General features: G+C 38.5%; 22 protein-coding genes and 1 riboswitch. All 22 genes read left to right on the top strand.

Features of this window, described 5'->3' with window-relative positions; all coding sequences use genetic code 11:
- Positions 1 to 546 precede the first annotated feature (546 nt).
- Entirely contained in the window at positions 547 to 1,905 is a 1,359-nt protein-coding gene (locus LO754_RS13505) for an aspartate kinase (RefSeq protein ID WP_024360964.1), read from the top strand.
- 230 nt (positions 1,906 to 2,135) lie between these two features.
- Positions 2,136 to 2,318, top strand: a complete 183-nt coding sequence (locus tag LO754_RS13500; RefSeq protein ID WP_024360963.1) for a hypothetical protein — start codon at positions 2,136 to 2,138, stop codon at positions 2,316 to 2,318.
- Between the two features lie 280 nt (positions 2,319 to 2,598).
- Positions 2,599 to 3,279 carry an adenosylcobinamide amidohydrolase gene (locus tag LO754_RS13495; protein ID WP_029747066.1) on the top strand — a complete coding sequence of 227 codons (681 nt, stop codon included), beginning with the start codon at positions 2,599 to 2,601 and terminating at the stop codon, positions 3,277 to 3,279.
- Positions 3,276 to 4,232, top strand: a complete 957-nt coding sequence (cbiB, locus tag LO754_RS13490; RefSeq protein ID WP_024360962.1) for an adenosylcobinamide-phosphate synthase CbiB — start codon at positions 3,276 to 3,278, stop codon at positions 4,230 to 4,232. The genes LO754_RS13495 and cbiB overlap by 4 nt, the downstream gene beginning before the upstream one ends.
- Positions 4,219 to 5,304: an aminotransferase class I/II-fold pyridoxal phosphate-dependent enzyme gene (locus LO754_RS13485; protein WP_231784600.1), complete on the top strand. Its 1,086-nt coding sequence runs from the start codon at positions 4,219 to 4,221 to the stop codon at positions 5,302 to 5,304. Before cbiB ends, LO754_RS13485 begins: the two co-directional genes overlap by 14 nt.
- A gap of 5 nt (positions 5,305 to 5,309) precedes the next feature.
- Positions 5,310 to 5,918: a histidine phosphatase family protein gene (locus LO754_RS13480; protein ID WP_231784599.1), complete on the top strand. Its 609-nt coding sequence runs from the start codon at positions 5,310 to 5,312 to the stop codon at positions 5,916 to 5,918.
- 13 nt (positions 5,919 to 5,931) lie between these two features.
- The gene (locus tag LO754_RS13475; RefSeq protein ID WP_024360960.1) at positions 5,932 to 6,507 is read left to right on the top strand and encodes a bifunctional adenosylcobinamide kinase/adenosylcobinamide-phosphate guanylyltransferase; all 576 of its coding nucleotides are present in this window, start codon (positions 5,932 to 5,934) and stop codon (positions 6,505 to 6,507) included.
- 216 nt (positions 6,508 to 6,723) lie between these two features.
- Positions 6,724 to 7,500, top strand: a complete 777-nt coding sequence (gene cobS / locus LO754_RS13470) for an adenosylcobinamide-GDP ribazoletransferase (RefSeq protein WP_024360959.1) — start codon at positions 6,724 to 6,726, stop codon at positions 7,498 to 7,500.
- Positions 7,473 to 8,069, top strand: coding sequence for a histidine phosphatase family protein (locus LO754_RS13465; protein ID WP_229386939.1), 597 nt, complete (start codon positions 7,473 to 7,475; stop codon positions 8,067 to 8,069). The genes cobS and LO754_RS13465 overlap by 28 nt, the downstream gene beginning before the upstream one ends.
- Positions 8,021 to 8,413, top strand: coding sequence for a bifunctional adenosylcobinamide kinase/adenosylcobinamide-phosphate guanylyltransferase (locus tag LO754_RS13460; protein ID WP_024360957.1), 393 nt, complete (start codon positions 8,021 to 8,023; stop codon positions 8,411 to 8,413). The genes LO754_RS13465 and LO754_RS13460 overlap by 49 nt, the downstream gene beginning before the upstream one ends.
- 46 nt (positions 8,414 to 8,459) lie before the next feature.
- Entirely contained in the window at positions 8,460 to 8,954 is a 495-nt protein-coding gene (locus tag LO754_RS13455) for an ECF transporter S component (RefSeq protein WP_024360956.1), read from the top strand.
- Positions 8,951 to 9,637 (top strand): hypothetical protein, encoded by a 687-nt coding sequence (locus tag LO754_RS13450; RefSeq protein WP_231784598.1) that lies wholly within the window; start codon positions 8,951 to 8,953, stop codon positions 9,635 to 9,637. The genes LO754_RS13455 and LO754_RS13450 overlap by 4 nt, the downstream gene beginning before the upstream one ends.
- Before the next feature lie 107 nt (positions 9,638 to 9,744).
- Positions 9,745 to 9,933: riboswitch (cobalamin riboswitch) on the top strand.
- A 160-nt stretch (positions 9,934 to 10,093) separates the two neighbouring features.
- Entirely contained in the window at positions 10,094 to 12,307 is a 2,214-nt protein-coding gene (locus tag LO754_RS13445; protein WP_255702569.1) for a ribonucleoside-diphosphate reductase subunit alpha, read from the top strand.
- Positions 12,308 to 12,319: 12 nt separating this feature from the next.
- Positions 12,320 to 13,360, top strand: coding sequence for a ribonucleotide-diphosphate reductase subunit beta (locus tag LO754_RS13440; protein WP_024360953.1), 1,041 nt, complete (start codon positions 12,320 to 12,322; stop codon positions 13,358 to 13,360).
- A gap of 270 nt (positions 13,361 to 13,630) precedes the next feature.
- On the top strand, positions 13,631 to 15,364 hold the full coding sequence (locus LO754_RS13435; RefSeq protein WP_231784597.1) for an ABC transporter ATP-binding protein: 1,734 nt from the start codon (positions 13,631 to 13,633) through the stop codon (positions 15,362 to 15,364).
- Positions 15,361 to 17,181, top strand: a complete 1,821-nt coding sequence (locus LO754_RS13430) for an ABC transporter ATP-binding protein (protein ID WP_231784596.1) — start codon at positions 15,361 to 15,363, stop codon at positions 17,179 to 17,181. Before LO754_RS13435 ends, LO754_RS13430 begins: the two co-directional genes overlap by 4 nt.
- A 239-nt stretch (positions 17,182 to 17,420) precedes the next feature.
- Positions 17,421 to 18,137: a toast rack family protein gene (locus LO754_RS13425; protein ID WP_024360950.1), complete on the top strand. Its 717-nt coding sequence runs from the start codon at positions 17,421 to 17,423 to the stop codon at positions 18,135 to 18,137.
- 112 nt (positions 18,138 to 18,249) lie between these two features.
- Positions 18,250 to 18,774, top strand: a complete 525-nt coding sequence (locus LO754_RS13420) for a tubby C-terminal domain-like protein (RefSeq protein WP_024360949.1) — start codon at positions 18,250 to 18,252, stop codon at positions 18,772 to 18,774.
- Between the two features lie 155 nt (positions 18,775 to 18,929).
- Positions 18,930 to 19,865 (top strand): DoxX-like family protein, encoded by a 936-nt coding sequence (locus LO754_RS13415; protein ID WP_231784595.1) that lies wholly within the window; start codon positions 18,930 to 18,932, stop codon positions 19,863 to 19,865.
- Positions 19,862 to 20,473 carry a DUF4166 domain-containing protein gene (locus LO754_RS13410; protein ID WP_231784594.1) on the top strand — a complete coding sequence of 204 codons (612 nt, stop codon included), beginning with the start codon at positions 19,862 to 19,864 and terminating at the stop codon, positions 20,471 to 20,473. Before LO754_RS13415 ends, LO754_RS13410 begins: the two co-directional genes overlap by 4 nt.
- Positions 20,442 to 21,995 carry a YndJ family protein gene (locus LO754_RS13405; protein WP_231784593.1) on the top strand — a complete coding sequence of 518 codons (1,554 nt, stop codon included), beginning with the start codon at positions 20,442 to 20,444 and terminating at the stop codon, positions 21,993 to 21,995. The genes LO754_RS13410 and LO754_RS13405 overlap by 32 nt, the downstream gene beginning before the upstream one ends.
- Before the next feature lie 556 nt (positions 21,996 to 22,551).
- Positions 22,552 to 24,234 (top strand): methyl-accepting chemotaxis protein, encoded by a 1,683-nt coding sequence (locus LO754_RS13400; protein ID WP_229386931.1) that lies wholly within the window; start codon positions 22,552 to 22,554, stop codon positions 24,232 to 24,234.
- Positions 24,235 to 24,347: the final 113 nt, after the last annotated feature.

Raw genomic sequence — 24,347 nt, 5'->3', positions numbered from 1 at the left:
GAAAGGTATTAACCCAATGGACTAAAAGGGAAGCGCACAAATAAAAATGCCATCTTATATAAGGTGGCATTTTTTAATCGTTGCTAACAAATTCATTATCAAATAGCACAGACATAATGATTATTGTAGCATATCATAATGACAGTAAGCGCTCTCTTCATTAGTCATAAAAGAAAACAGTTTTCAGCTAGCAACGTATGATAGAAAGCTGTTGGATGCCATTAGATGAAGGAGACGAGCTAACTTGAAGCTCGTCTTTTAATGAACAAACGTAATCGCCACGATCATATAGCTAATTTAAGCTAGTTCAAACGAAAATTTACACGATTATGTGACATATGCGAAAAAAATTTATAAAAACCTTAACTAATTCATATGAAATCCGTATAATAAATCAAACAGTGCGAAAATTGTCCATTTTTCTATCGACGAATTGCGTGAATTTTTTAAATTGTATTGACGTAGAGAACGATAATTTGTACACTGTGTACATTCAATTGTTTTTTGGAGGAATACATTATTTTAAAAAGTTAGGATTTGATAGATATGATCGTATGTAAATTTGGTGGAACATCTGTAGCAAGTGCAGAACAAATTCAAAAAGTAGCAAACATTGTAAAATCTAATCCGGCACGCAAAATCGTAGCCGTTTCAGCACCAGGAAAACGTTCTGGTGATGATATAAAAGTAACAGATTTACTAATTGACTTAGCTCATGCGGCATTACAAAATGAAAATATAGAAGAAAAACTACAAACAGTAGTTAATCGTTACAAGTCTATTGCTGACGGGTTACAGCTAGATGATACGATTTGTGACGTTATTACAGAAGACTTGCGCGAACGTGTGCAAGGTGATATTTCCAATGAAGAATTATTTATTGATAGCTTAAAAGCGGCAGGAGAAGATAACAATGCCAAGCTTATTGCAGCATATTTTAACTCTATCGGTATGCCAGCACGCTATGTAAGTCCAAAAGAAGGTTTAGTCGTCAACGATTTACCTGAGCGTACGTTTGCCTTACCTGAAGCTTATACAAATTTAGCGCCATTAAAAGATACAAAAGAAATTATTGTTTTCCCAGGTTTCTTCGGTTACACTAAAGCGGGCATATTGCGTACGTTTGATCGCGGAGGCTCGGATATTACAGGCTCTATTTTAGCAGCTGCTGTTGAAGCGGAGCTTTATGAAAACTTTACGGATGTGGATTGTGTATTTTCCGCAAATCCGAAAGTCGTGAATGATCCAGTGGAAATTAAAGAAATAACGTATCGCGAAATGCGCGAATTATCCTATGCGGGCTTTTCTGTCTTCCATGATGAAGCATTAATGCCTGTCTATAAGATTGGGGTGCCAGTTAACATAAAAAATACAAATAATCCTTCAGCCCCAGGTACTCGAATTGTACCGAGTCGTCCTGCTACAGGTCGTCCGGTTACAGGTATCTCGGCAGACAGCGGCTTTTCAACGTTATATGTGTCTAAATATTTAATGAACCGTGAAGTAGGGTTCGGTCGTAAGCTTCTACAAATTTTAGAAGATGAAAATATTTCATATGAACATACTCCGTCTGGTTTAGATGATATTTCGGTGATTATGCGATCCAACCAACTAACACCAGAAAATGAAGCGCGTATATTAACGCGTGTGAAAAATGAATTGCAGGCAGATGATGTCCAAATGCGTCATGGATTCTCAATGATTGTGATTGTTGGGGAAGGGATGCGTAATAACACAGGTCTTGCAGCACGTGCAGCAACAGCAATATCTAAAACTGGAGCTAATATTGAAATGATTAATCAAGGCTCGTCTGAAGTAAGTCTTGTATTTGGTGTTTTACAAGAGTATGAAAATCGAATTTTACAAGCACTATATGGAGAATTTTTTGCACAAGTGCAAGCATAAGTAAACCCAATACGATAGTTTTATAAAAACAATAAAATTATCTAAAAATAAAACGGAGCTGCCTTATAAGCAATGAATTCATAGCTTATAAGGCAGCTCTTTCATTTTATAAGTTACCTGGATGTATGAATGCCTCCAAAAAATCAAACACTACTAGAAGGAATAGAGTTTTCTTTTATACAGTAATGCTGTAAAATCGAGTTCGTACATAGATAGGAGGTCGTAATAGATTGAAGAGTTTTTCAATGGGCATGATTTTGTCAGTTATCGGTATTTTAGTTGTCTGTTTAACCATTATGGACATTTTACCAGCATCGACGAAATCCATGAAAATTATATATGTTGGGATTGGTTGGGTTTTTATTATAGCCGGTTCAATTATTCGATTTAAAAATTTAAAGCAAAGGCAATAAGAAAATTAACTAAAATGAATGTTGCAAACATCAAAGTTATGATACAATTTCAAAGAAATAAATAATTTCAATACGATGAAGTTATTATTTTGTACTATACAAAAAATTCAGAAGGTTCAAATTTGCAGTGTATTCATAATTAAAGAATGAACAGTACAAATTCTTCTTGTAAGAATTTGTTTTTTTATTTACCTCCACTACAAAATATGGGTTCTCCCGTTGGAAAGGGAGTAGTGAATAACCAATTCGGTATATAATAAATAATGGAGGTAAGTAGACGATGATTGTACGTAAGGAAGATATAAAAATAGTAGATAATTATGTTACGATTCAAACAATAACTCCGATGAAAGTTGTCTCGTCAGCGATGCATAATCCTGGCTTTGGCTACTATACACATCTACTGAATCGCTCTGTACCAAAAACTTATGATGAACGAAAACCACATCATGAGTTGCGACGGTTTTTGCAATCAGAGGGTTATCCCATCGACAAAACCGTTGCGATGATGACAGCAGTAAACGCTCGTTTTGCAACAATACGTGAATTTACATATGAAGGTTTGCATCTAGTTGTTATGATAACAGCAGGCTTGGGCAATGCCGTTGATATTACGCGTGCATTTCATAGACAAGAGCAATATCACGCTGGAACGATTAATACTTGGGTGCTAATCAATGGAAAACTATCGGATGAGGCGTTGTTTCAGGCAATGATCTCAACAACAGAGGCAAAGGTCAAAGCACTACTAGATGAAGATATCACAGATCCTACTACGGGTACATTAGCAACAGGCACGTCAACGGATAGTTTACTTATTGCATCGACGGAAGAAGGCGATTTCCATCAATATGCAGGCCCTATTACAATGTTGGGCAAAGTGATTGGGCATGGTGTTTATGAAACGATGCGTGAGGCCATCCAAAAATACAAAAAAGAGAAAGAGGCGAATCCACTATGATTTTACTAGTGATTGCCTGTATCATTGGCTTATTATTTGATTTAGTTGTCGGTGATCCTCCTAAAATGCCACATCCAGTACGGTGGATAGGCAAACTTATTCAAGCGCAAACCGCCTTGTGGAATAAGGGCAAGATGCGAAAATTTCGTGGGATGATCATGGCGTTAGCTGTTGTTGGAACGACCATGTTTGTTGTAACCGTGATAGTAGTGCTTAGTTATCAAGTGAACATTGTGTTTGGAATTCTAATTGAGGGGTTATTAATTGGCGTTGGACTAGCACAGCGTAGTTTAAAAGAAGCAGCAATAGCTGTCTATGAGCCTCTTGTCCAAGGAGATTTTGCAGAAGCACGTGTGAAATTATCGTGGATTGTTGGGCGAGATACCGATCAGCTTGACGAGGATGAAATTGTTCGGGGTGTAGTAGAAACAGTATCTGAAAATACAAGTGATGGTGTAACCGCGCCACTCTTTTATGCATTTTTATTTGGGGCAATTGGTTTATGGGGATACAAGGCAGTAAACACGTTAGATTCAATGATTGGCTATAAAAATGAAAAATACAAAGATTTTGGTATGTTTGCCGCAAGACTTGATGATGTCCTAAATTTTATTCCTAGTCGTTTAACAGGGTTGTTGATGGTACTTGGTACTAAAAATGAAACAACTGTTTCGCTTGGCAAACGCTTAAAACGCTGGGTACAGGATGCTAAAAAACATCCTAGTCCGAATAGCGGTTATTTGGAAGCAGCAACTGCTGTACAGTTAGGCGTACAACTCGGCGGGAAAAATACATATCAAGGTGTTGCATCGTATAGAGCGACGATGGGTGAAAAACTTGTACCGTTAACGAAAGAGCACATTGCCACATCTGTGACTCATATGCGAATTGCTACACTGCTCTTTACGCTTGTTATGTTAGCAATGGAGGTGTTAATTTTTGCAATTACCTAATCATGGAGCAAATCCGCAAAATGTCTATCAGCAGCTCGGGCTGAAAATGCCGACAGAAGTATTTGATTTTAGTGAGAATGTCAATGCAGCAGGTCCTCCTTCTTTTGTTGAGGCACGCTGGCGCACATTTTATCCATTAATCCAGCGTTACCCAGATCCAGATGGTGAACCTTTTTTAACAAAGGTGGCCCATTTTCATGGCATTGAAAAACAGGCAATCGTCCTAGGGAATGGGGCGTCAGAGTTATTTAGTGTATTAGCCAGACGCTATGTAAATAAACGTGTTATTGTCATTCATCCGACATTTTCGGAGTACGAACGGACGCTAAAGGCTGCCGGGGCGAATGTTGTGCCAATTGTTGTGGATGATTTTATAAACTATACATTACCAATGGCACGTCTTTATCAAGAAATGGTACATGCAGATGCAGTATATATCTGTACACCAAATAATCCAACAGGTGTCTTACCAAAAAAAGAAGAACTACTCCGCTTAATAGCTTATGGAGCGGACGTAGACTGTGAACTCGTATTGGATGAGGCATTTATTGATTGGGTCAGTGAAGATCATTCGTTAATTGGCGATGTTACGCATCATCCACATGTAATTGTTGTGCGATCGATGACAAAAATGTATGCCATTCCTGGATTAAGACTCGGCTATTTAGTTGCAAGCAAAATTATTGTTTCAGAGCTAAAAGCAATGTTGTCACATTGGAATCTCAACGCATTTGCGCTTGTTATCGGTGCGGGCTGTTTGGATGAGCATGATTATTGTCAACAGGCAATCGACTATGCCACAAATCAAAGAGCGTGGCTCCAACGTTTTTTGCACGAACACGGATGTCGCGTAACAAATAGTGTGACAAACTATGTATGCTTTTCATTGCCGAGCAACCAGCATCCAGATACATTTTTCAGCTTTTGTTTAGGACAAGGAATTGTCCTGCGCCATACAAAAAACTTTATGGGGTTAAATGGTGAATGGTTCCGCATCGGTATTAAAGATGTAACAGCGATGACCTATTTACATAACTGTTTACAAACGTGGTTTAAAGCAAATAAGGGGTGAGAAAAGTGACAACTTTTTATCTAGTTCGACATGGGGAAACAGTTTGGAATAAAGAACATCGATTGCAAGGGTGGTTAGATTCTCCATTGTCTGAAAACGGCATTTTACATGCCCAAAAACTTGGTGAACAATTGAAAAACATTCCCTTTACTGCAGCGTATAGTAGCACAAGTGGTCGTGCAAAACAAACATTACACTATTTAACAGTAGGTCGCAAGCTAGCAATTCACTATGAGGATGATCTACGTGAAATTTTTTTAGGAAACTGGCAAGGAAAAACTGTGGAGGATATTATGGTCAGCAATCGTTTTGACTACGAGCTGTATACCCATTTTCCAGCACAATTTGTCGCCACTCACACCGAAAGCTTTGGCGAAGTAACAGAACGAGCGATGTATACGTTAAAAAATATTGCCAAACGCTATCCACATGAACATATTTTAATTGTGTCACATGGAGTAACGATTAAATGCATGATTAATGCCATATTAGAGCGGGGCATTGACCAGTTATGGATAGCCCCACACATAGAGGGGACAAGCGTGACTATCGTAGAGCGTACAGAAGAAAGCTGGCACGTCAAGGTTATTGGTAGCACACAACATTTACAATAGAGAGGTGAAAACAGTGCCGCTAATTTTTATTTCGGGTGGGGTTCGCAGCGGTAAATCTCACTTTGCCGAACAAGAAGCTGTTTTGCACTATCAAAATAAAGATTTAATAAACAAACGATTGATATATATTGCTTCTGGTGTTGCCATGGATGTTGAAATGGAAAAACGCATAGTGCGACACCAAGCAGATCGTTTAAAACAAGCGATTGCGTGGCATACAATTGAAGCACCTTATCAAATACAGGATGCCTTTAATACGTTGGTTGAAGGGGATATTGTACTTTGGGACTGTGTGACGACATGGCTGACAAATGCCTTTTATGAAGGGTTTGATCGTGGAACGCCATGTGTAGAAAAGCCAGGGTGTCTAGAGGAAAAAATATGGTTTATGAAAAGTGCAGTATTGACGTTACTTGACAAAAAGGTGACGCTTTTTGTCGTTTCTAATGAACTTTTTGATGAACCGCCGTATGAAAATCAGGAGGTGGAATTGTACCGCCAATTGCTCGGCAATCTCCATCAATGGTTTGTATCTATTTCACATGACGCCTATGAAATAAATTATGGTATCGTCAAGAAATGGAAATAAGGAACCAACTTCTAAGCTTAGTTAGTGACTGACACAAAAAAGATGTAACTCCACAAGTAAACGGGAAAATCTAGATGGCACGGTAGCATGGAAAATGATTTTGATTGCTCCTGTAAACGTTTGCTTTTTATGTCTTATTGGCAATTGATCTACTAGATTTTTTTATATTCTTCACTAAAATTGGTTGAGATAACACGAAAGAAAGAAGGCAAGGCGATGAAAACTATATGGCACAGTGTATTGCTGGCATTTCAATTTTTTACAGTTTTGCCTGTACATAAAGAAATTCCGTTAACTAAACGGACAATTACCGGAATGTTTGCATTTTTACCTTGGATAGGGGCGCTGATGGGAGCTGTTGTTGCAGCGATAATCTACTGTTTAACACAATGGACAGCCAGCAGTGAAGTCCTCTTAACTTTTATGATTATCGGTTTATTTGCATTATTTACAGGAGGCTTGCATCTAGACGGTTTTATCGATATGGGGGATGCTTATTTTTCTTATCGCGATCGAGATAAGCGACTTGAAATATTAGATGATCCGCGAGTTGGGGCATTTGGTGTACTATCTGTGTTATTTCTAGTGTTGGGAAAATTCGTTGTGCTACATGAACTTTTTGTACAGAATAAACTTTCATTATGGATGCTTGTCTTTATCCCTTTATTGACACGTGTAGGAATGAGTTTCTATTTTCTATCGTTACAATGTTCGAAGGAAAAAGGACTTGCTTATTTTTTTAAAACACATATACATCATCGCTTACTGACAAGTTTGATGTTACTTACGCTTTTACTTGCCTATTGTGGTGTGTTCGTAGTTTCAAGCTTTTCTATAGTGCCATTGCTGTTAATGGTCGTTTTAGTCATTGCATTTGTATTGTTTCGGCAGTTTACAGTGCGTAATTTTGGCGGAGTTTCTGGGGACTTGCTAGGTGCTTCAATCGAAGGAATGGAGGTTGTGCTATGGGTGACATTGTTACTGTTCGTTTAATGAGACATGCACCAACAAAAGAAAATGTGGAAAAGCGTTATATTGGCTGGACAGATTCTTCCTTAGCACAGGCGTCGGCGCTTCCAATAGTCAATGATTCTGTCAGAAAAGTATATGGCAGTGATTTACGTCGTTGTCAAGAAACCGCGAAATGTTATTTTCCACAAGCTAGCTATATAGCCGATGCGAGATTTCGAGAGACGAATTTTGGTGATTTTGAAGGCAAAACATATGACCAATTAAAGACAGATTCTCGGTACCGTAGATGGTTAGATGACCCAATGAAAAATGCCCCACCAAACGGTGAAAGATTTGATCAGTTTTGTGAGCGAGTAGTCGCAGGTTTTTTAGCGTTACCAAAAGATGAGGATGACTATTATCTCGTTGTTCATGGTGGGGTGGTGCGAGCGTTACTTGTTGCATTTGCTCCACAACAAGAGGCTTTTTGGTCATATCAAGCACCCCATAATCGCCTATTTACGCTAACGTTTTCCCGAGCAGCTTGGAAGGAGGGAGCTAGATGCATGTCTTTATCGGAGGAGCCTATAACGGAAAAACCGCTTATGTAGAGCGATTACTAAAAGATGATCACTATACGATAATTGATGGCGAACTACCAGATGTTGCACCTGATTGTGATGCACTCATTATTAAAAATTTAGAACAATGGCTCGTAAAACGCAATTTGGAGGAAGATGAAGCCATTATCCATCACATTTTGACAACACTTAAAAGCCTTGAAAAAAACTGTGTAGTGTATATGATTGTAACCGATATGGGACGTGGTGTTGTACCGATGGAAAAGCAAGCAAGACTATTGCGTGACACGTGTGGTCGCTTGTATCAGGCGTTATTTGCAGAAGCACAACAAGTAAATCGCATTTGGTATGGCATTGCAGAACGTATTAAATAAACGAGTTTAGGCTTCAGTAGAATACTTGTAGAAAAGAGGAAATGGAATGAATCGACAAAAATTAATGAGTTTGACATTAACAGCCATGGTTGCGGCGATTTGTGCAGTTGGGGCAGTTATTAAAATTCCGTCTTTTGTATCATCGGCGGCACTCGACTCAGCGCCAGCATTTTTAAGCGTTGCCTTTTTATCGCCTGTATTGGCAGGAGTAGCAGGGTTAATAGGTCATTTGATTACAGCATTGACATCTGGTTTTCTACTTGGACCTTTGCATCTTATTATTGCGGTCGAAATGTTTATTGTTGTATGGCTATTCGGTGTGATGCACAAAAAAGGTATGCATTTTTGGAAATGGCCGGTAGCGCTTATATTAAACGGTGTGATCGCACCACTCCCATTTTATTTCATCATTAGTCCAGCGTTTTTCTGGGGCTCATTAGCGAGTATTTTCATGGCAACTGTCATCAATTTATTGATTGTAGCTGTCGTGATGCCAATACTCTCGAAAGTGTTTGTTCGTAAGGCAGGGCGAGCAAATTGAGAAATGCAGTAAAAATAGGGAATCTGATTGTTACAACAGATAATGCTGCAGCCATCGGAGAAAAACCTCAAGATGTCGTATCGGCTCCGGATACATTAACTGCTTATTTAACTGGGCGCGTCACTTTTCTAGAACAGCTTGCAGCCGATGCCCTACCCAGTCATATTATTCTTGCCAACTTTTCAGGCGATGAGGCGTGGTCTCGTTATGTCGTAGGACTTGCGCAAGTCTTTGAAGAAGCAGGTCTACCATGTCCACCTGTAAATGGCAGTTCAGAATCCAATATGCCGACTGTGCAATCGGGATTATCTGTAACAATGTTAGGTGAAATGCAAACAAGGTCGTCATTTGCTCGTGACAACCTGATTTGGTATACGTATGGACTGCCACTCGTTGGCAATGAAGTGCTTGCGCAGCCTGAAGATGTGGCCCAACTACAGCCCATTTACCAAGCTTGGCGCGAGGAAATTGTGCAACAAGTTTGGCCGGTAGGTTCTCAAGGCTTACAAGCAGAATTTTTAAGACTTTTTGGTCAGCAACAAATTAAAAGTTCGCTGGATGTAGGAAAAACAGCAGGGCCATGTGCGGTAATTTTACTAGGAATTAATCCAAAAAAAGAGCAACTGGCACAAAAAATTTTTACTAGAAATTTTGAGAAACTGCGTAAAACTGCATTGGAATAGGGCTTGCTTCGAGCAAAAGTAGCGTTTTCGAGAATACAAGGGGCAAAACGCCTATTGAAACGTTAAACACAATATGTTAGATTTGTTTAGGAGTTAAAACACTATATATAGTATATTGGACAAGCGGTACCAGTATGGTTTAAAAGGGAATTCGGAAATAGAGATATCTAAAGCCGAAGCTGTCCCCGCAACTGTAAGTGCTGACAAATAATTAGGATGCCACTGTGAAAGAACGGGAAGGCAATTATTTGAAGGAAGCATGAGCCAGGAGACCTGCCGAGTTGTTCAAGACAGCAACACATCTTCGGGGATTGAGAAGTGGAGGCGAGAGATTTGTCCACTTCGATGTGTACATGTCCTTCATTTCCATTTCCGATTTTACAGCGATTACGCAACCGAAACAGGGTGTGTAATCGCTTTTTTGTGTGCGCTGATAGAAAGGGAGAGAATGGGAATATGACAATTCAAATCGAACAGCAGATGGCTAAGTTAAAGAAAAGTTACACAGAGGAGGAGCTTGAAAGCTTTGTAAGATTATCGGATAGATGGCTACGAAAAAATGACAATGCAACATTTGAAGCTTGGGCGGATGCGATGATTTTACAAACACTTAGTCTTATTGATGAGGAAGAGCCATATTGGACATTTGTTGCTGCCCAAATTTACTTAGAAAAATTGTATGATCAATTTGCTACCCGTCGTGGTGTTGGGGTGGAAGATGTCTATAAGGTATTTCCAGAGCAACTTGCTCGCTATACCGAGGCAGGGCTTTATCACGATTGTTTAACGACGAAGTATAGTGAACTAGAGCTAGTCGAGCTTGCGTCTTATCTTGAACAGAGTCGTGATGAGCTGTTTACGTATATCGGTTTAAAAACGTTAATGGACCGCTATGTTGTGCGTGATTATACAAAAACACCTGTAGAATTACCGCAAGAGCGTTGGATGGTCATTGCAATGACATTGATGCAAGATGAAACGGAAAACCGCTTAGAAAAAGTACGAGAATCGTATTGGGCGATGAGTAATTTATATATGACGGTTGCAACACCGACATTGTCGAATGCCGGAAAAACGCATGGTCAGCTTTCAAGCTGCTTTATTGATACGGTAGATGATAGTTTACAAAGTATTTATGATACGAACACCGATGTTGCAACATTATCGAAATACGGGGGCGGTATAGGCGTTTACATGGGGAAAATCCGTAGTCGTGGCTCCTCTATCAAAGGGTTTAAAGGCGCATCTAGTGGGGTACTGCCATGGATCAAACAGCTTAATAATACAGCGGTGTCAGTGGATCAGCTTGGTCAACGCCAAGGCGCAATCGCCGTATATTTAGATGTGTGGCATAAAGATGTCTTTACGTTTTTAGATTTACGTTTAAATAATGGAGACGAACGATTACGCGCACATGATATTTTCACTGGTTTATGTTTACCGGATATTTTTATGGAAGCGGTCGAAGCGCGTGGAGAGTGGTATTTATTTGACCCACATGAAGTACGTGAGGTAATGGGCTTCTCACTTGAAGATTGTTATGATGAGCAAAAAGGACAAGGCTCTTTCCGAGATAAATATGCGTCGTGCATTGCCAATCCACTATTAAGTCGAGAAGTGGTGCCGGCAATCGATATTATGAAGCGTATTATGCGTTCACAGTTGGAAACAGGTGTACCATTTATGTTTTACCGCGATGAAGTAAATCGCATGAATCCAAATAAGCATGAAGGGATGATTTATAGTTCAAATTTATGTACTGAAATTTTCCAAAACATGTCGCCGACGCAATTCGAATCCATTACGTTAGAAGATGATGTGATTGTGACACGTCGTAAGCCAGGAGATTTTGTTGTATGTAATTTATCTTCTGTCAATTTAGGAAAGGCTGTTCCGGCTGGTGTGTTAGAGCGTTTAATACCGATTCAAGTGCGCATGTTAGATAATGTGATTGCCTTAAATACTATTCCTGTGAAACAAGCCGAGCGTACTAATGCTCGTTATCGTGGAATTGGGCTAGGGACATTTGGTTGGCATCATTTACTTGCCTTGAAGGAAATTCAATGGGAGTCGGATGAGGCAGTTGACTATGCTGATAAATTATACGAGCATATTGCGTATTTAACGATTCGTGCATCGAGTGCACTTGCGCGCGAAAAAGGTGCTTACCCATTATTTGAGGGCTCTGACTGGCAAACGGGTGTTTATTTTGAAAAGCGTAGCTACAACAGTGACAAGTGGCAAGCTTTGCGTGCAGATGTCGCAAAATATGGACTGCGCAATGGGTATGTAATGGCCGTAGCACCAAATTCATCGACGTCTATTTTGGCAGGCAGTACGGCAACAATTGATCCGATTTTCCAAAAGAGTTACTCCGAGGAGAAAAAGGATTACAAAATTCCTGTTACAGTACCGGACTTATCACCCGTAACGACTTGGTATTATAAGTCTGCTTACTTTATCGATCAAAACTGGACGATTAAACAAAATGCGGCACGTGCCCGTCATATTGACCAAGGCATTTCGCTTAATTTATATGTGCAAAATACGATTCAGGCAAAAGACTTACTCGCTTTACATCTTAATGCTTGGGCAAGTGGCGTAAAAACGACTTATTATGTGCGCTCAACATCTGTTGAATTGCTAGAATGTGAGTCTTGTGCAAGCTAGGAGGAATAGAAAATGACAACAATTACGAAACGAAAAATGATGGATAAGGAGGCGCCAAACCGTTCGACAGCCATTGTGAACGGGCGCTCTTCTAATATTTTAAACTGGGATGATGTGCGTTTTAGTTGGGCGTACCCAAAATATAAAAAAATGCTTGGGAACTTTTGGACACCTTTTGAGATTAATATGAGCAATGATGTCAAACAATTTCCAACTTTATCAGCGGATGAACAGGAATCATTTTTGAAAATTATTGGCTTACTGGCGCTGTTAGACAGTGTACAAACGGATTTTGCGGGCAAGGTGGCGGACTATTTAACGGATTCGAGCCTTAATGCCTTAATGATTATTTTAGCGCAACAAGAGGTGATTCATAATCATTCCTATTCTTATGTTTTATCCAGTATTGTAAATAAAGATGAACAAGACCGTACATTTGACTTTTGGCGCACGGAGCCAGTGTTAGAGCGTCGCAATGATTTTGTGATGAAAGGCTATCAAGCATTTGCAGAGGAACCAAATGTTGAAAATATGTTAGAGGCCATTGTCTATGATGTTATTTTAGAAGGCTTATTTTTCTATTCAGGCTTTGCCTTCTTCTATCATTTAGCACGCAATCAAAAAATGGTGGCTTCGTCAACGATGATCAATTATATCAACCGTGATGAACAGCTACATGTGGATTTATTTGTGAAAATCTATCAGGAATTGCTAGCGGAATTTCCTGAATATGATACACCAGAACGAGCGGCGCGTGTGCAGGAGATTTTCCGTGAAGCGGTTCAACTTGAAATCGATTGGGCAAATGAAGTCATAGGTGAAAAAATTGAAGGACTTGATGTGGAAGATGTCCATGATTATGTCCATTTTTATGCGAATGTACGTTGCCACCAACTAGGGGTAGAGCGTCCGTTTGAGGGTTATCGAAAAAATCCATTAAAATGGATTAAAGCATACGAGGATGTAGACTTAGGAAAGACAGATTTCTTTGAACAACGCTCCCGTCAATATGTCAAAGTTAATGTAGAAGATAACGGCTTCGATGACTTGTAATTTAATATAATATAATTGTTTGAGTGCCTGTCACTCTATCCACTTGGCTTTTGCGTAGCATGATGTAAGCCACAACTCCCGCTTTTGCGCCGTATGTTGTGACTTTCTGTATGTGAGTTCCCGCAGAAGTTCAAGTGGATTTTTACTTTCTAGCCAGAAAATTGTTTAAGTGCCTGTCACTAAAATCCATCTGAATTCAGTTGCCAATTGGGAATGATTTTCAGTTATAATGAATAGCGTATGTGATTTACAAGGAACGGAGACGAAAGAATGCAAGTAGTTAAACAGTTAGGGAGGTATTTAGGACCCTATAAATTTTTTACACTGATTGCACCTATTTTAATGGTGCTTGAGGTAACGATGGATTTAATCCAACCAACCATTATGCAACATATGATTGATACAGGAATAGCAAATGGTGACAATTCATATGTCCTTCAAATGTTCGTGTTAATGCTGATGAGTGCGGTTCTTGGACTAGTGGGGGGGATTGGGTGCTCTTTTTATAGTTCCAAGGCGGCTATTCACTTTGCCTCTGATGTCCGTCAATCATTGTATGAAAAAATGATGACGTATTCGGCAAAGGAACGTGATGCTTTCACTACAGGAAAGTTAATTACCATTTTAACAAGTGATGTGGAAAGTGTTCAACGTGCATTTATGATGACGTTACGGATTTTTGTTCGTGGCCCGCTGTTATTTATTGGGGCTGTTATTATTGTTTTTGTAACAGCTCGCGAATTATTTTCTATTTTACTAGTAATTGTACCGATTTTAATAAAGGCCATGTATTTTTTTACAAAATATTCAGGTGTTTTGTATCGTAAAGTACAAGAGGCTATTGACGGGGTTAATACAAAATTACAGGAGAATTTAGCGGGGATTCGTGTGGTGAAAGCGTTTCGACGTGAAAAGCATCAGGTAGAGCAGTTCGCTATGCTCAATGACACGCTAACGAAACGTTTTATTACCGCAGAACAAATAGTAGGAATACTGGTACCGTTTACGATGTTTGTCGTCAATATTGGCATTGTTGCGGCACTTTGGCTAGGTGCCATTAAAGTGGAAACAGGTACTTTGCAAGTTGGTGTTATACTTGCGTTTATAAACTATTTAACGATTATTTTAAATGGACTCATGTCTTCGAGTATGGTTCTAATGCAAATTGCTCGTGCTCTTCCTTCTGGGGAGCGTATTGTGGACGTCCTAAATAGGGAAGTGGCAGTGACAGAAGTAGCGCAGCCGATTACGACGTCCATCCAAGGAATGATAGACTTCCAAAATGTAAGCTACCGCTATTATGAAAATTCGGAGGATGTCCTGAAAAACATTACATTTTCTGTACAGGTAGGGCAAACAATTGGGATAATTGGTAAAACGGGGAGTGGTAAATCAACACTAGTAAAACTATTACCACGACTAGTTGACCCGACAAGTGGAGTTATTTTACTAGATGGAAAACCATTACATCAATATGCATTGGCAACATTACGAAAACATATTGGTTTTACCTCTCAAAAGGCTTTACTATTTTCAGGGACAATTGAAAAAAATATACGTTTTGGGAAGGAAGAAGCGACACAACAGGAATTACAGCTGGCACTTGATGCAGCTTGTGCAACTGAATTTGTTGCGAAACTTGAACAAGGGCAAGCACATGAATTGTCACAAGGGGCAACGAACTTATCTGGCGGTCAAAAACAGCGCTTAGCACTAACCCGCGCATTTGTAAGACGACCAGCTATCCTTGTCTTAGATGATACAACGTCCGCTCTAGATAGCGCATCTGAAAAGCAAGTACAGCAGGCGATTAACGAGCAATTTCAAGAGACAACAACATTTATTGTTGCATCTAAAATTACTTCCATTCAACAGGCAGATTTAATTTTAGTGTTAGAAGATGGCGAAATTGTTGGGCAAGGAACGCATCAGCATTTATTACAAAATAATAAGCCGTACAAAGCAATCTATGCTTCTCAGCAAAAGGTTGGTGAACGACAATGAGTCAAAGTCAACCAAAGCAAATAAATTTTGGACGTGGACCACGAATAGGCGGACCAACAGAAAAAGCTCAAAATCAAAAAACAACGCTCTTACGTTTATGGCACTATATCAAACAACAAAAAGTGGGATTGTACTTCTCGGTATTTTTCGTAATCGCTTCGACATGTTTAAGCTTAGCTGGTCCATATCTAATCGGTCATATTGTGGATGACTATATTATGAAAAAGCAAGTAGCAGGGGCAATTCGACTTGGTATTGTTCTTGCCTGTATTTTTACTGTAGCATCCCTTTTTACTTGGTTACAAACGTATGTCATGATTCATGTCGCGATGAAAACAATTCGCACATTACGGCTTGAACTATTTAAAAAACTGCAAACATTAACAGTGAAGTTTTTTGATCAACACGCACTTGGTGATTTAATGAGCCGTGTGACCAATGATATTGATAATTTGAATACAGCGTTAGCACAAAGCGTGACACAAATCGTATCGTCGATTTTAACAGTCATCGGAGTAAGCATCGCGATGTTTGCCTTGAGCTGGCAATTGGCTATTGTCACGCTCATTATTATCCCTTTGATTGTTTTCACAACTAAACAAATTGTCAAGCGTAGCAGTAAAAATTATGCAGCTCGTCAACGTGATTTAGGAAAGCTGAATGGAACGATTGAGGAAATGATAACAGGTGCAGAGGTCGTGACACTTTTTGGTAAAGAGCAGCAAGCAATCGAAACTTTTCGATTACAAAATAACAACCTTCGAAATTCAGCACAACGCGCTGAAATAACGTCCGGCTTACTAGAGCAAATCAACAACTTTATGAATAACTTGGGGCTAGCAGTTGTCATTGGTACAGGGGCATTTTTGGCTGTGAAGGGGCTCGTGACTGTCGGCATTATTGCGGCATTTGTCACATACACGCGTCAATTTTTCCGTCCGCTTAATCAGCTATCGAACTTATTAAATACGTTTCAATCAGCGATTGCAGGGGCAGAACGAGTTTTTGAAATTTTAGATGAACCTTCAGAAGTGGCAGATAAACCACAGGCAATTGATTGTCACAGTTTGAAGGGGGATGTAGCATTCCAACAAGTATCTTTCAGCTATTTGCCAAATCAGCCGATACTAAAAAATATTACTATCCAAGCCAAGGCAGGAGAAACAATTGCACTAGTGGGTCCTACAGGCTCTGGTAAAACGACAATTATTAATTTGCTGACTCGTTTTTATGATGTCGATGCAGGTGAGATTCTTATTGATGGCCACAATATTGAGGAGTATAAAATGGCGACGATTCGAAAGCGCGTTGGTGTAGTATTACAAGATACCTATTTATTCACGGGCACTATTCGTGAAAATATTCGCTTTGGTAAGCTCGATGCGACGGATGCAGAGGTTGAAGAAGCGGCTAAAATTGCTAATGCACATAATTTTATTAAATACTTACCAGCACAATACGATACTGTAGTACAAGCAGGGGGAGCTAATTTAAGCCAAGGGCAAAGACAACTCCTAGCGATTGCTCGTGCTATTTTAGAAAATGCTGATATTTTAATTTTGGATGAAGCCACATCTAGCGTTGATACGCAAACAGAGGTGGATATTCAAAAAGGATTGCAACATTTAATGCAAGGACGCACAAGTTTTGTGATTGCACACCGTTTGAAAACGATAGAAAATGCCAATCAAATTTTCGTTATTCAACAAGGCGAAATTGTTGAACAAGGTAACCATCAACAACTGATGCAACAACAAGGAATTTACAACAACCTCCAGCAAAAACTACTGTTAGAACAAGAACAGCCAAGTGTCTAAACCCTTTTAAATTTCCTATGAAAAAATGAATAGCGTTCATTTACAGAACCCTTCATCTTAAGCGCACTGAAAAAGATGGAGGGTTCAATTTTTGACAAGTAGTCGCATATAGATGGTAAAGAAAATGGATACGGCTACGTCTTAGGTCTTAGACGAAGTTAAAGCCAAGGGTCGTTTTCATATAGCGAGAATCAGATAAAATGAAATGAATGGAATATGAAAAAGTAGGAGGAAATAATGTGAAAAAAATATTGGTTTTAGCTTTCATGATGTGTGGCTCGTTGCTCGTTTTAAGTGGTTGTTTTTCTGTGATTCCAGAGAAGGAAAAAGAAGATACCTTTCAGGTGAAAAAGGATGATGCGCAAAAATTAGATGTTGAAATAAATCTAGGTGTTGGGGAAATGACGGTTTCAAAAGGTGCGAAAGAATGGTTAGAGGGAAATGCCCAGTATAATATTAATAAATTAGCACCAGAAGTGAAGTATAAGCTACGTGGCAATACAGGTGAAATTGAGATTGATCATAAAGGCTCTAGTAAAGTGAAGATTGGTAATACAAAAAATTTATGGGATGTCCAATTAAATGAAGATATTCCAATGGACCTTTCGATAGAGACAGGTGCATCAAAAGCAATGCTTGATTTACGAGGTCTGAAACTTGAAAAATTAGATATTGAAACAGGGGTAGGGGACCTAAATGTTGACTTAGGTGGCGATTGGAAAAAAAGCTTCAAAACAAATATTGAAACGGGTGTTGGGCAAACTACGGTCATTTTACCATCAGAAGTCGGTGTAAAAATAACGACCGAAAAAGGCATTGGTTCGATGAATCTAGAAGGCTTTATTGCAAAAGGTAAAGGGGTATTTGTTAATGAGGCGTATGAAAAGGCAGATATAGTGCTTGAGGTGAACTCAGAGTTAGGCGTAGGCGACGTTACATTCAAACTAGATAAGTAACTACCTACTACAATACAATCAATTTAAGCGTCAAATACAACAGGTGAATTGTATTTGACGCTTATTTTATGTTAGCTTAAAGAAAGCAAGCGTAATTGAAGGAGCGAACGAATTGAGAATTTTTACATATAAACAACCTGTAACGATTGAATCGACGAAAGTAGTTCAAATAGTGAATGAGGAAGGAAACGTCTCATCAACTGTACAGCGGATTTACTCCAATGGATTGAAAAAAGCTTTTGACCGTACGATGGATTATCGATATTTTGTACAATTTGATGTCAGCACAGTGGACGGACAACGTCTTTTCTCCTGTAAAAAAGTATCACGACGTGGGCGTGTACATTTCAAAGGCAAGGACTTTGTAACAGGAAAAGACTATATGATTGCCTATGACGGCTGGCAAATCATGATTCCAGATTTAATCATAACAGATGGTCAACAAAAAATAATGCTGAATAAGGAGATGGAAGGCTGGTCTGTGTTTACGTTGGATGAACAGCCAATTGCACGCTGGCAAGCGGTTTATCAAGAAACACATTTTGATATTACACTGGAGATAGAAGCAACGAGCCCGATTCAACATGAAGCATTTTTTATTGCCATAGGACAGGCTGTCTTATTTGTCGGAGCATAGTGTGAAAAGCACCTTTCATGAATGAGAGGTGTTTTTTTTGATGACATCAACTTCATCGTTATTGCACTATTACAATGTTAATTATAGTAAAATTAACTAAGAAGTTTCCAACTTACAATCATTGTTTGAAATTGATATTTCGAGGAGAGAGTGGGATGAAGAAAAAGCCGATTTACGTTGAAATTGATATACAAGCACCGATTGAGGATGCTTGGCATTATACGCAAAACCCAAAGTTGCATGAACAGTGGGATTTACGCTTTACATCCATTACATATAAAGAAAAAGAAGAGCTTTCAGAACTGCAACGCTTTACTTATGAAACAAAAGTGATGCCTGGTGTAACAGTGAGTGGGTGGGGAGAAAGTAAAGGGGAACATTTGACGAAAGATGGCGTTAAAATATCTTCTTTGCATTTTGGGACGCCACAAAAAATATCACCAATTGCAGAGGGTAAAGGGTATTGGAAGTATATTCCGAAGAAACAAGCGTTAACTTTTTTAACGCAATATGATTATGAAGTGCGCTACGGCAAATTAGGATTGCTATTTGACTTGGTATTTCGTCCATTAATGGGATGGGCAACAGCACTTAGTTTTGATGTTTTGAAAAGGTGGCTAGAGAAGGGAGAAAATCCATCTGCGCAATATCGACGCTTTTTTCTAACACTGCTTATTAGCGCATTATTTTGCTTCGTTTGGTTGTATCATGGACTAATACCTAAAGTACTGTTCCAACATCCTCTGGAAGTGATGATGGTAGAACATTCGTTGACACAGGTGAATACTGCTAATGACCGCAATGTAGCAAATGCAACTTCACTCGTTTATTGGATTGGTGTGGCAGAGATGCTATTTGCACTTTGCTGGTTAGTACCTAGAGGGAAGCGGTTGCTCTTTGGGCTGCAAATCATGTTATTCCCACTCTTAACGCTTGGTGCTGTGTTAGTAGATACTGATATTGCAATAGCCCCATTCAACCCAGTCACATTAAATGGCGCATTATGGGTCTTATCCATTATAGGATTTGTACTTAGTAAAGATTTACCGAGTGCGGCAAGTTGTAAACGAAAGCGAGGGAAAAAAGATTGACCATCTATCAAACGTTATTAGGGGAGGACTTTAAAAGACTCCATCCAAAACTACAACAGCGCTATGCATTGCCAGTAGGTCAAACGTTTAATGCGCAAGGCGTGATGCATGATATACAATCAGGAGCAAAATGGATGCGTCCCTTTTATGTGATGGCTGCCAAGTTTAGGTTTTTATTTCCTGAGTCAGGAAAGGATATCCCCTTTACTATCAGTAATACATGTCGACAAATGCCCAATGGAGAATTGGAGGTTATATGGGAACGTTCCTTTTATTTTAATCGCAAGACAAGGCATTTTGATGCGAGGATGACGGTTGATCCAATTAAAAAAATTGTCAAAGATTACTTAGGCGCACCAGCTCTTTTTTATTCAGATTTATTGTTTTCAGTGACAAGAGAAGGGAAATTAATTATTCGTTCAGGGCCACAACGATTTGTTATGTCTAGACTAGAATGGGCGATACCGCAACAGCTAGAAGGGCGCGTTATTGTCGAGGAAGGCTATGATGAGTACAGAGAAGTTTTTACAATTCACGTATCGATTTATAATCCGCTTATTGGGAGGTTAATGATGTATGCTGGGGAATTTACGCAAAAATCTCTTTAGTCCCGTGTTATTAATAGGTTGGGTACTTATGCTGTGTTGCTATCTGTTTAGCATGCAACCACATTATTTACTATTACTTACTTTTGCGCAACTTGTATTCGTCCCTGCAATGCTAAAAATGGTCGTTTCTTTCAATAAAATAGGTCATATTATTATCATCGCTATGATGCTTGTTGTAACGATTTTACACTTTTCTATTAATCGTGAGTTAGCGATTGTCTTAGCGGGTTTATATGTTGTCTATACAGCTTATATTGCATACCAAGGTGTGACGCGCTTTTTACAGCGAGGTTTTACGAACATTGCTGAAATCGCTATCGATATTGGACTCCTCTATTTATTTATTGGAGGTCTATGGTTCTTTGCCTTTATAGCAGAAATAGATACAGGATTTTCATCGTTAATTACATGGTTAACTGCAATCCATTTTCACTATTCAGCTTGTCTATTTGCAATATCAATTGGTTTATTTGGACGTTTCCATACAAGCAAATGGTACAATGCAGTCGTCATAATCTTACTAACAGGACCATTGTTAGTTGCACTTGGAATTACGTTTTCGACAGTCATTGAAATTGTATCAGTGGCACTTTATATATTTGCCATCTACTGCTTGTTTACACTGTCCTTGAAAACAACTCTGCCTAAGAGACAGGGAGCACTATTGCGAATTTCTTACGGCTCATTATGTTTGACAATTTTAGGATCTTTTCTTTATGCTATTGGCAATTTTACTGGCACGTCGATTATAAGTATTCCCGACATGTTAACCTTTCATGGTTTAGTGAATTGTCTGTTGTTTGGATTGATGGGGGTAATCGCGTGGGGAATAGACGTCCCAAAATCTTCCCATCAGCCTTTTACGTTTCCGGTGAGTCGTATACGGGGGAAACTACAGCCTTTGGAAGAGCCTCATACCGGTTTAGTTGATGCACTGCAAGATTTTGTAGATACAAGGAAGCTTCCACAAATTATTCCACATTTTTATGAGCAAACGACTAATTATCGTCTAAATGCTTCGGTACAATGGCGATGTTGGTTTAAACCATTTGCATTCATCTATCAAGGCATTAGCCGTTGGATGCAACAGCTTAATTTGCCGCTATCCAGTCGACCAGTGGAGATGAATGGCGTTATTATGAAAGTAGATGAACGACAGGATGGTCGCCTTGCTCCGCGTGCTTGGATTCGTAAAATAAACGAGCAGACGATATTCGTAGCCATTTACTCACAACATACGACCAATCAAACAACGTATATGAATATTGCTTTACCATTACCTTTTTCAACTATGATAGGTATTTTATATGTATATGAGCAAGACGGAAAATTACATATAACAAGCTCTAAAACTGGGGAAGCAGGTATCTATTTAGCATTCAAACAAAATATATTGAGACTACCTTTGAATGAGCATTTTACGATTACGGCGAAAAATGATACAACTTTAACGGCGATACATACGATGCGCATTTTTGGATTGTCTTTTTTAAGAATAGATTATCAAATAGAACAAATATAATTACGTTATTCTACAATAATAAAAAATAAGCTGAAGAAAGAGAAGAAGTGTTAGATTGACGAATGTCGATTTAACACTTTTTTGCTGTAAGTACTATTATCTACTACTGAGAGCAGTTGCATAATTAGTTTCGTTTTCTACCATTCAATTTACATGTTAATAGTATAGAGAAAATATACTATCAACTTAGCTCCATTTTGTGAATTTTAGATTCAAGTCCCGAAAAAATTGAATTTTTTAACTAGAATAAGCAAACTAAATAAGCGAAAAGTCTTATTTATGGATTTTTCTTTTTTATAAAAATCATAATCCAATAGAAGGAAAAATGATGTTGAAAATCAAAAGGATGCTAAAAAACACAAAGAAACCTCTGTTTTATTCAACTAATTATAAGAAAAAATATTATTTCATCCTAAACCTTTTTAAAAATGGTAGATTACTAATATTAAGCAATACAGTTAAATTTTTTATCGATTGCCTGTTATTTTTTAGAGAAGAAATAGAATACTCGAAGGAGATTGCCAAAAAATTGATAATAAGAAGGAGAAATTGACAAATGAATTTTAAATCGATTAGCAAAAGGATTGTATTTTCATTTAGTATTGTTGTTGCCGTTATTGTTTTATATATTGGTTTCAATTTTTATGAAATTGCACAAAGTAACCAAGCGACAGAACAAATTGTGGATGAGGAGTTGCAATTATTAATTGCTGATTATGAGTTAGCATCTACTATTGGTTTAAGAATTGCTGCAGCAAGGGGCTATGTATTATCTGGCAATGAAAAATATAAAACAATTTATGATGAAAATGTAGAACGAGCGCTTGCCAATGAAAAAATACGTCTAGCTATTGCTGAATCAGCAGAATTTAACAAGTATGCTGAAATGGCAAAAGAATGGAGTAGCTATGTTCAAAACGATGTTTTTGAAATATACGATCAAGGAAATAAGGAATTAGCCATACATAATTTAGCTGCAATGGATGAAAAAGCGACGGAAATCCGTGAGGGATATGAGGCATTAGCAGCACAACGGAAACAATCAATAAATGCTGTAGGAGATACACTTATTACTGATGGGGAACGTAAGCAAACTATAAGTATTATTGTAGGAATAAGCATTGCCTTGATCGCCATTATTATTGCAATATTCAGCGCTCGTATTATTTCGAAGCCTATTATCTTAATTACCAATCGGATGAAGAAAATTACAGATGGGGATTTAAGTGAACCTGCACTAAATGTAACATCAAAAGATGAAATAGGGCAATTAACCGAAGCAACAAATACGATGTCCCAAATTTTAAATAATCTATTAAAACATATTCAAACGGTGTCAAATGAGGTTGCCGCCCATAGTGAGGAACTGATGCAATCTGCTACAGAAGTAAAAGAGGGGACAGAGCAAGTTGTAGATACAGTTGAAGAAATTGCAAATGGAACGGAAGTGCAAGCGAGTAATGCATCTGATGTGGCAACAAGTATGATGGATTTTTCAAGTAAAGTAACCGATGTCAATCAAAGTAGTAGAGATGTCTATCAGTTTTCTGAATCTGTGATGAAGCTAACAGAAGAAGGGAAAGGACGTATGGAAGCTTCTACACAACAAATGATGACAATTGACTATATTGTGAAAGATTCAGTTGAAAAACTAGATGAATTAAATAAACAAACACAGGAAATATCTAAAATTATTGCGGTAATTCATGATATTGCAGCGCAAACAAATTTACTGGCGTTAAATGCAGCAATTGAAGCAGCACGTGCAGGAGAGCATGGCAAAGGATTCGCAGTAGTAGCAGATGAAGTTCGAAAACTAGCAGAGCAAGTATCTTCATCTATTAGTGAAATTACAGGTATCATTCAAATAATTCAAGATGATTCAACCGTTGTGACATCCTCTCTCGAAAAAGGATATGGAGAAGTTGCAAAAGGTACAACACAAATTGTTTCGACGAATGAGACATTTAGTGAAATTGCAAATGCTGTCTATTCCATGTCATCGAGCATCGTCAATATGTCAACAAAGCTAGAAGAAGTTGTACAAAATACGATGACTATTAATAAATCAGTGGATGAAATTGCCGCTGTGTCTGAGCAGTCAGCTGCAGGTATTCAAGAAACTTCAGCAACGATAGAACAAACCGCTAGCTCAATGGACGAAATAAAAAATAGTTCAAGTCATCTAGCTGAAATGGCTGAAAACTTAAATGATCTTATTGGGAAATTTAAATTATAAATAATGTATTAAACCGATTGGATACAACACCGAAAGAAAACAACAAATTACGATAAACAAAACCAGTAAGAGGCGAATGTATCGCTTACTTGCTGGTTTTTTAATGTTCATAA

Origin of the sequence: Lysinibacillus sp. GJ-1, assembly GCF_021166035.1 — a bacterium.
Classification (GTDB): Bacteria; Bacillota; Bacilli; order Bacillales_A; family Planococcaceae; genus Lysinibacillus; species Lysinibacillus sphaericus.
Note: the sequence above shows the minus strand (reverse complement) of the source record. Positions and strands in the feature narration are given on the sequence as shown.

Bases quoted from the DNA above. Each gene is read 5' to 3' on its own strand.
- LO754_RS13505 (WP_024360964.1), top strand. From the start codon at position 547: ATGATCGTATGTAAATTTGGTGGAACATCTGTAGCAAGTGCAGAACAA.
- LO754_RS13495 (WP_029747066.1), top strand. From the start codon at position 2,599: ATGATTGTACGTAAGGAAGATATAAAAATAGTAGATAATTATGTTACG.
- cbiB (WP_024360962.1), top strand. From the start codon at position 3,276: ATGATTTTACTAGTGATTGCCTGTATCATTGGCTTATTATTTGATTTA.
- cobS (WP_024360959.1), top strand. From the start codon at position 6,724: ATGAAAACTATATGGCACAGTGTATTGCTGGCATTTCAATTTTTTACA.
- LO754_RS13465 (WP_229386939.1), top strand. From the start codon at position 7,473: ATGGGTGACATTGTTACTGTTCGTTTAATGAGACATGCACCAACAAAA.
- LO754_RS13460 (WP_024360957.1), top strand. From the start codon at position 8,021: ATGCATGTCTTTATCGGAGGAGCCTATAACGGAAAAACCGCTTATGTA.
- LO754_RS13455 (WP_024360956.1), top strand. From the start codon at position 8,460: ATGAATCGACAAAAATTAATGAGTTTGACATTAACAGCCATGGTTGCG.
- LO754_RS13445 (WP_255702569.1), top strand. From the start codon at position 10,094: ATGACAATTCAAATCGAACAGCAGATGGCTAAGTTAAAGAAAAGTTAC.
- LO754_RS13440 (WP_024360953.1), top strand. From the start codon at position 12,320: ATGACAACAATTACGAAACGAAAAATGATGGATAAGGAGGCGCCAAAC.
- LO754_RS13435 (WP_231784597.1), top strand. From the start codon at position 13,631: ATGCAAGTAGTTAAACAGTTAGGGAGGTATTTAGGACCCTATAAATTT.
- LO754_RS13430 (WP_231784596.1), top strand. From the start codon at position 15,361: ATGAGTCAAAGTCAACCAAAGCAAATAAATTTTGGACGTGGACCACGA.
- LO754_RS13415 (WP_231784595.1), top strand. From the start codon at position 18,930: ATGAAGAAAAAGCCGATTTACGTTGAAATTGATATACAAGCACCGATT.
- LO754_RS13405 (WP_231784593.1), top strand. From the start codon at position 20,442: ATGCTGGGGAATTTACGCAAAAATCTCTTTAGTCCCGTGTTATTAATA.
- LO754_RS13400 (WP_229386931.1), top strand. From the start codon at position 22,552: ATGAATTTTAAATCGATTAGCAAAAGGATTGTATTTTCATTTAGTATT.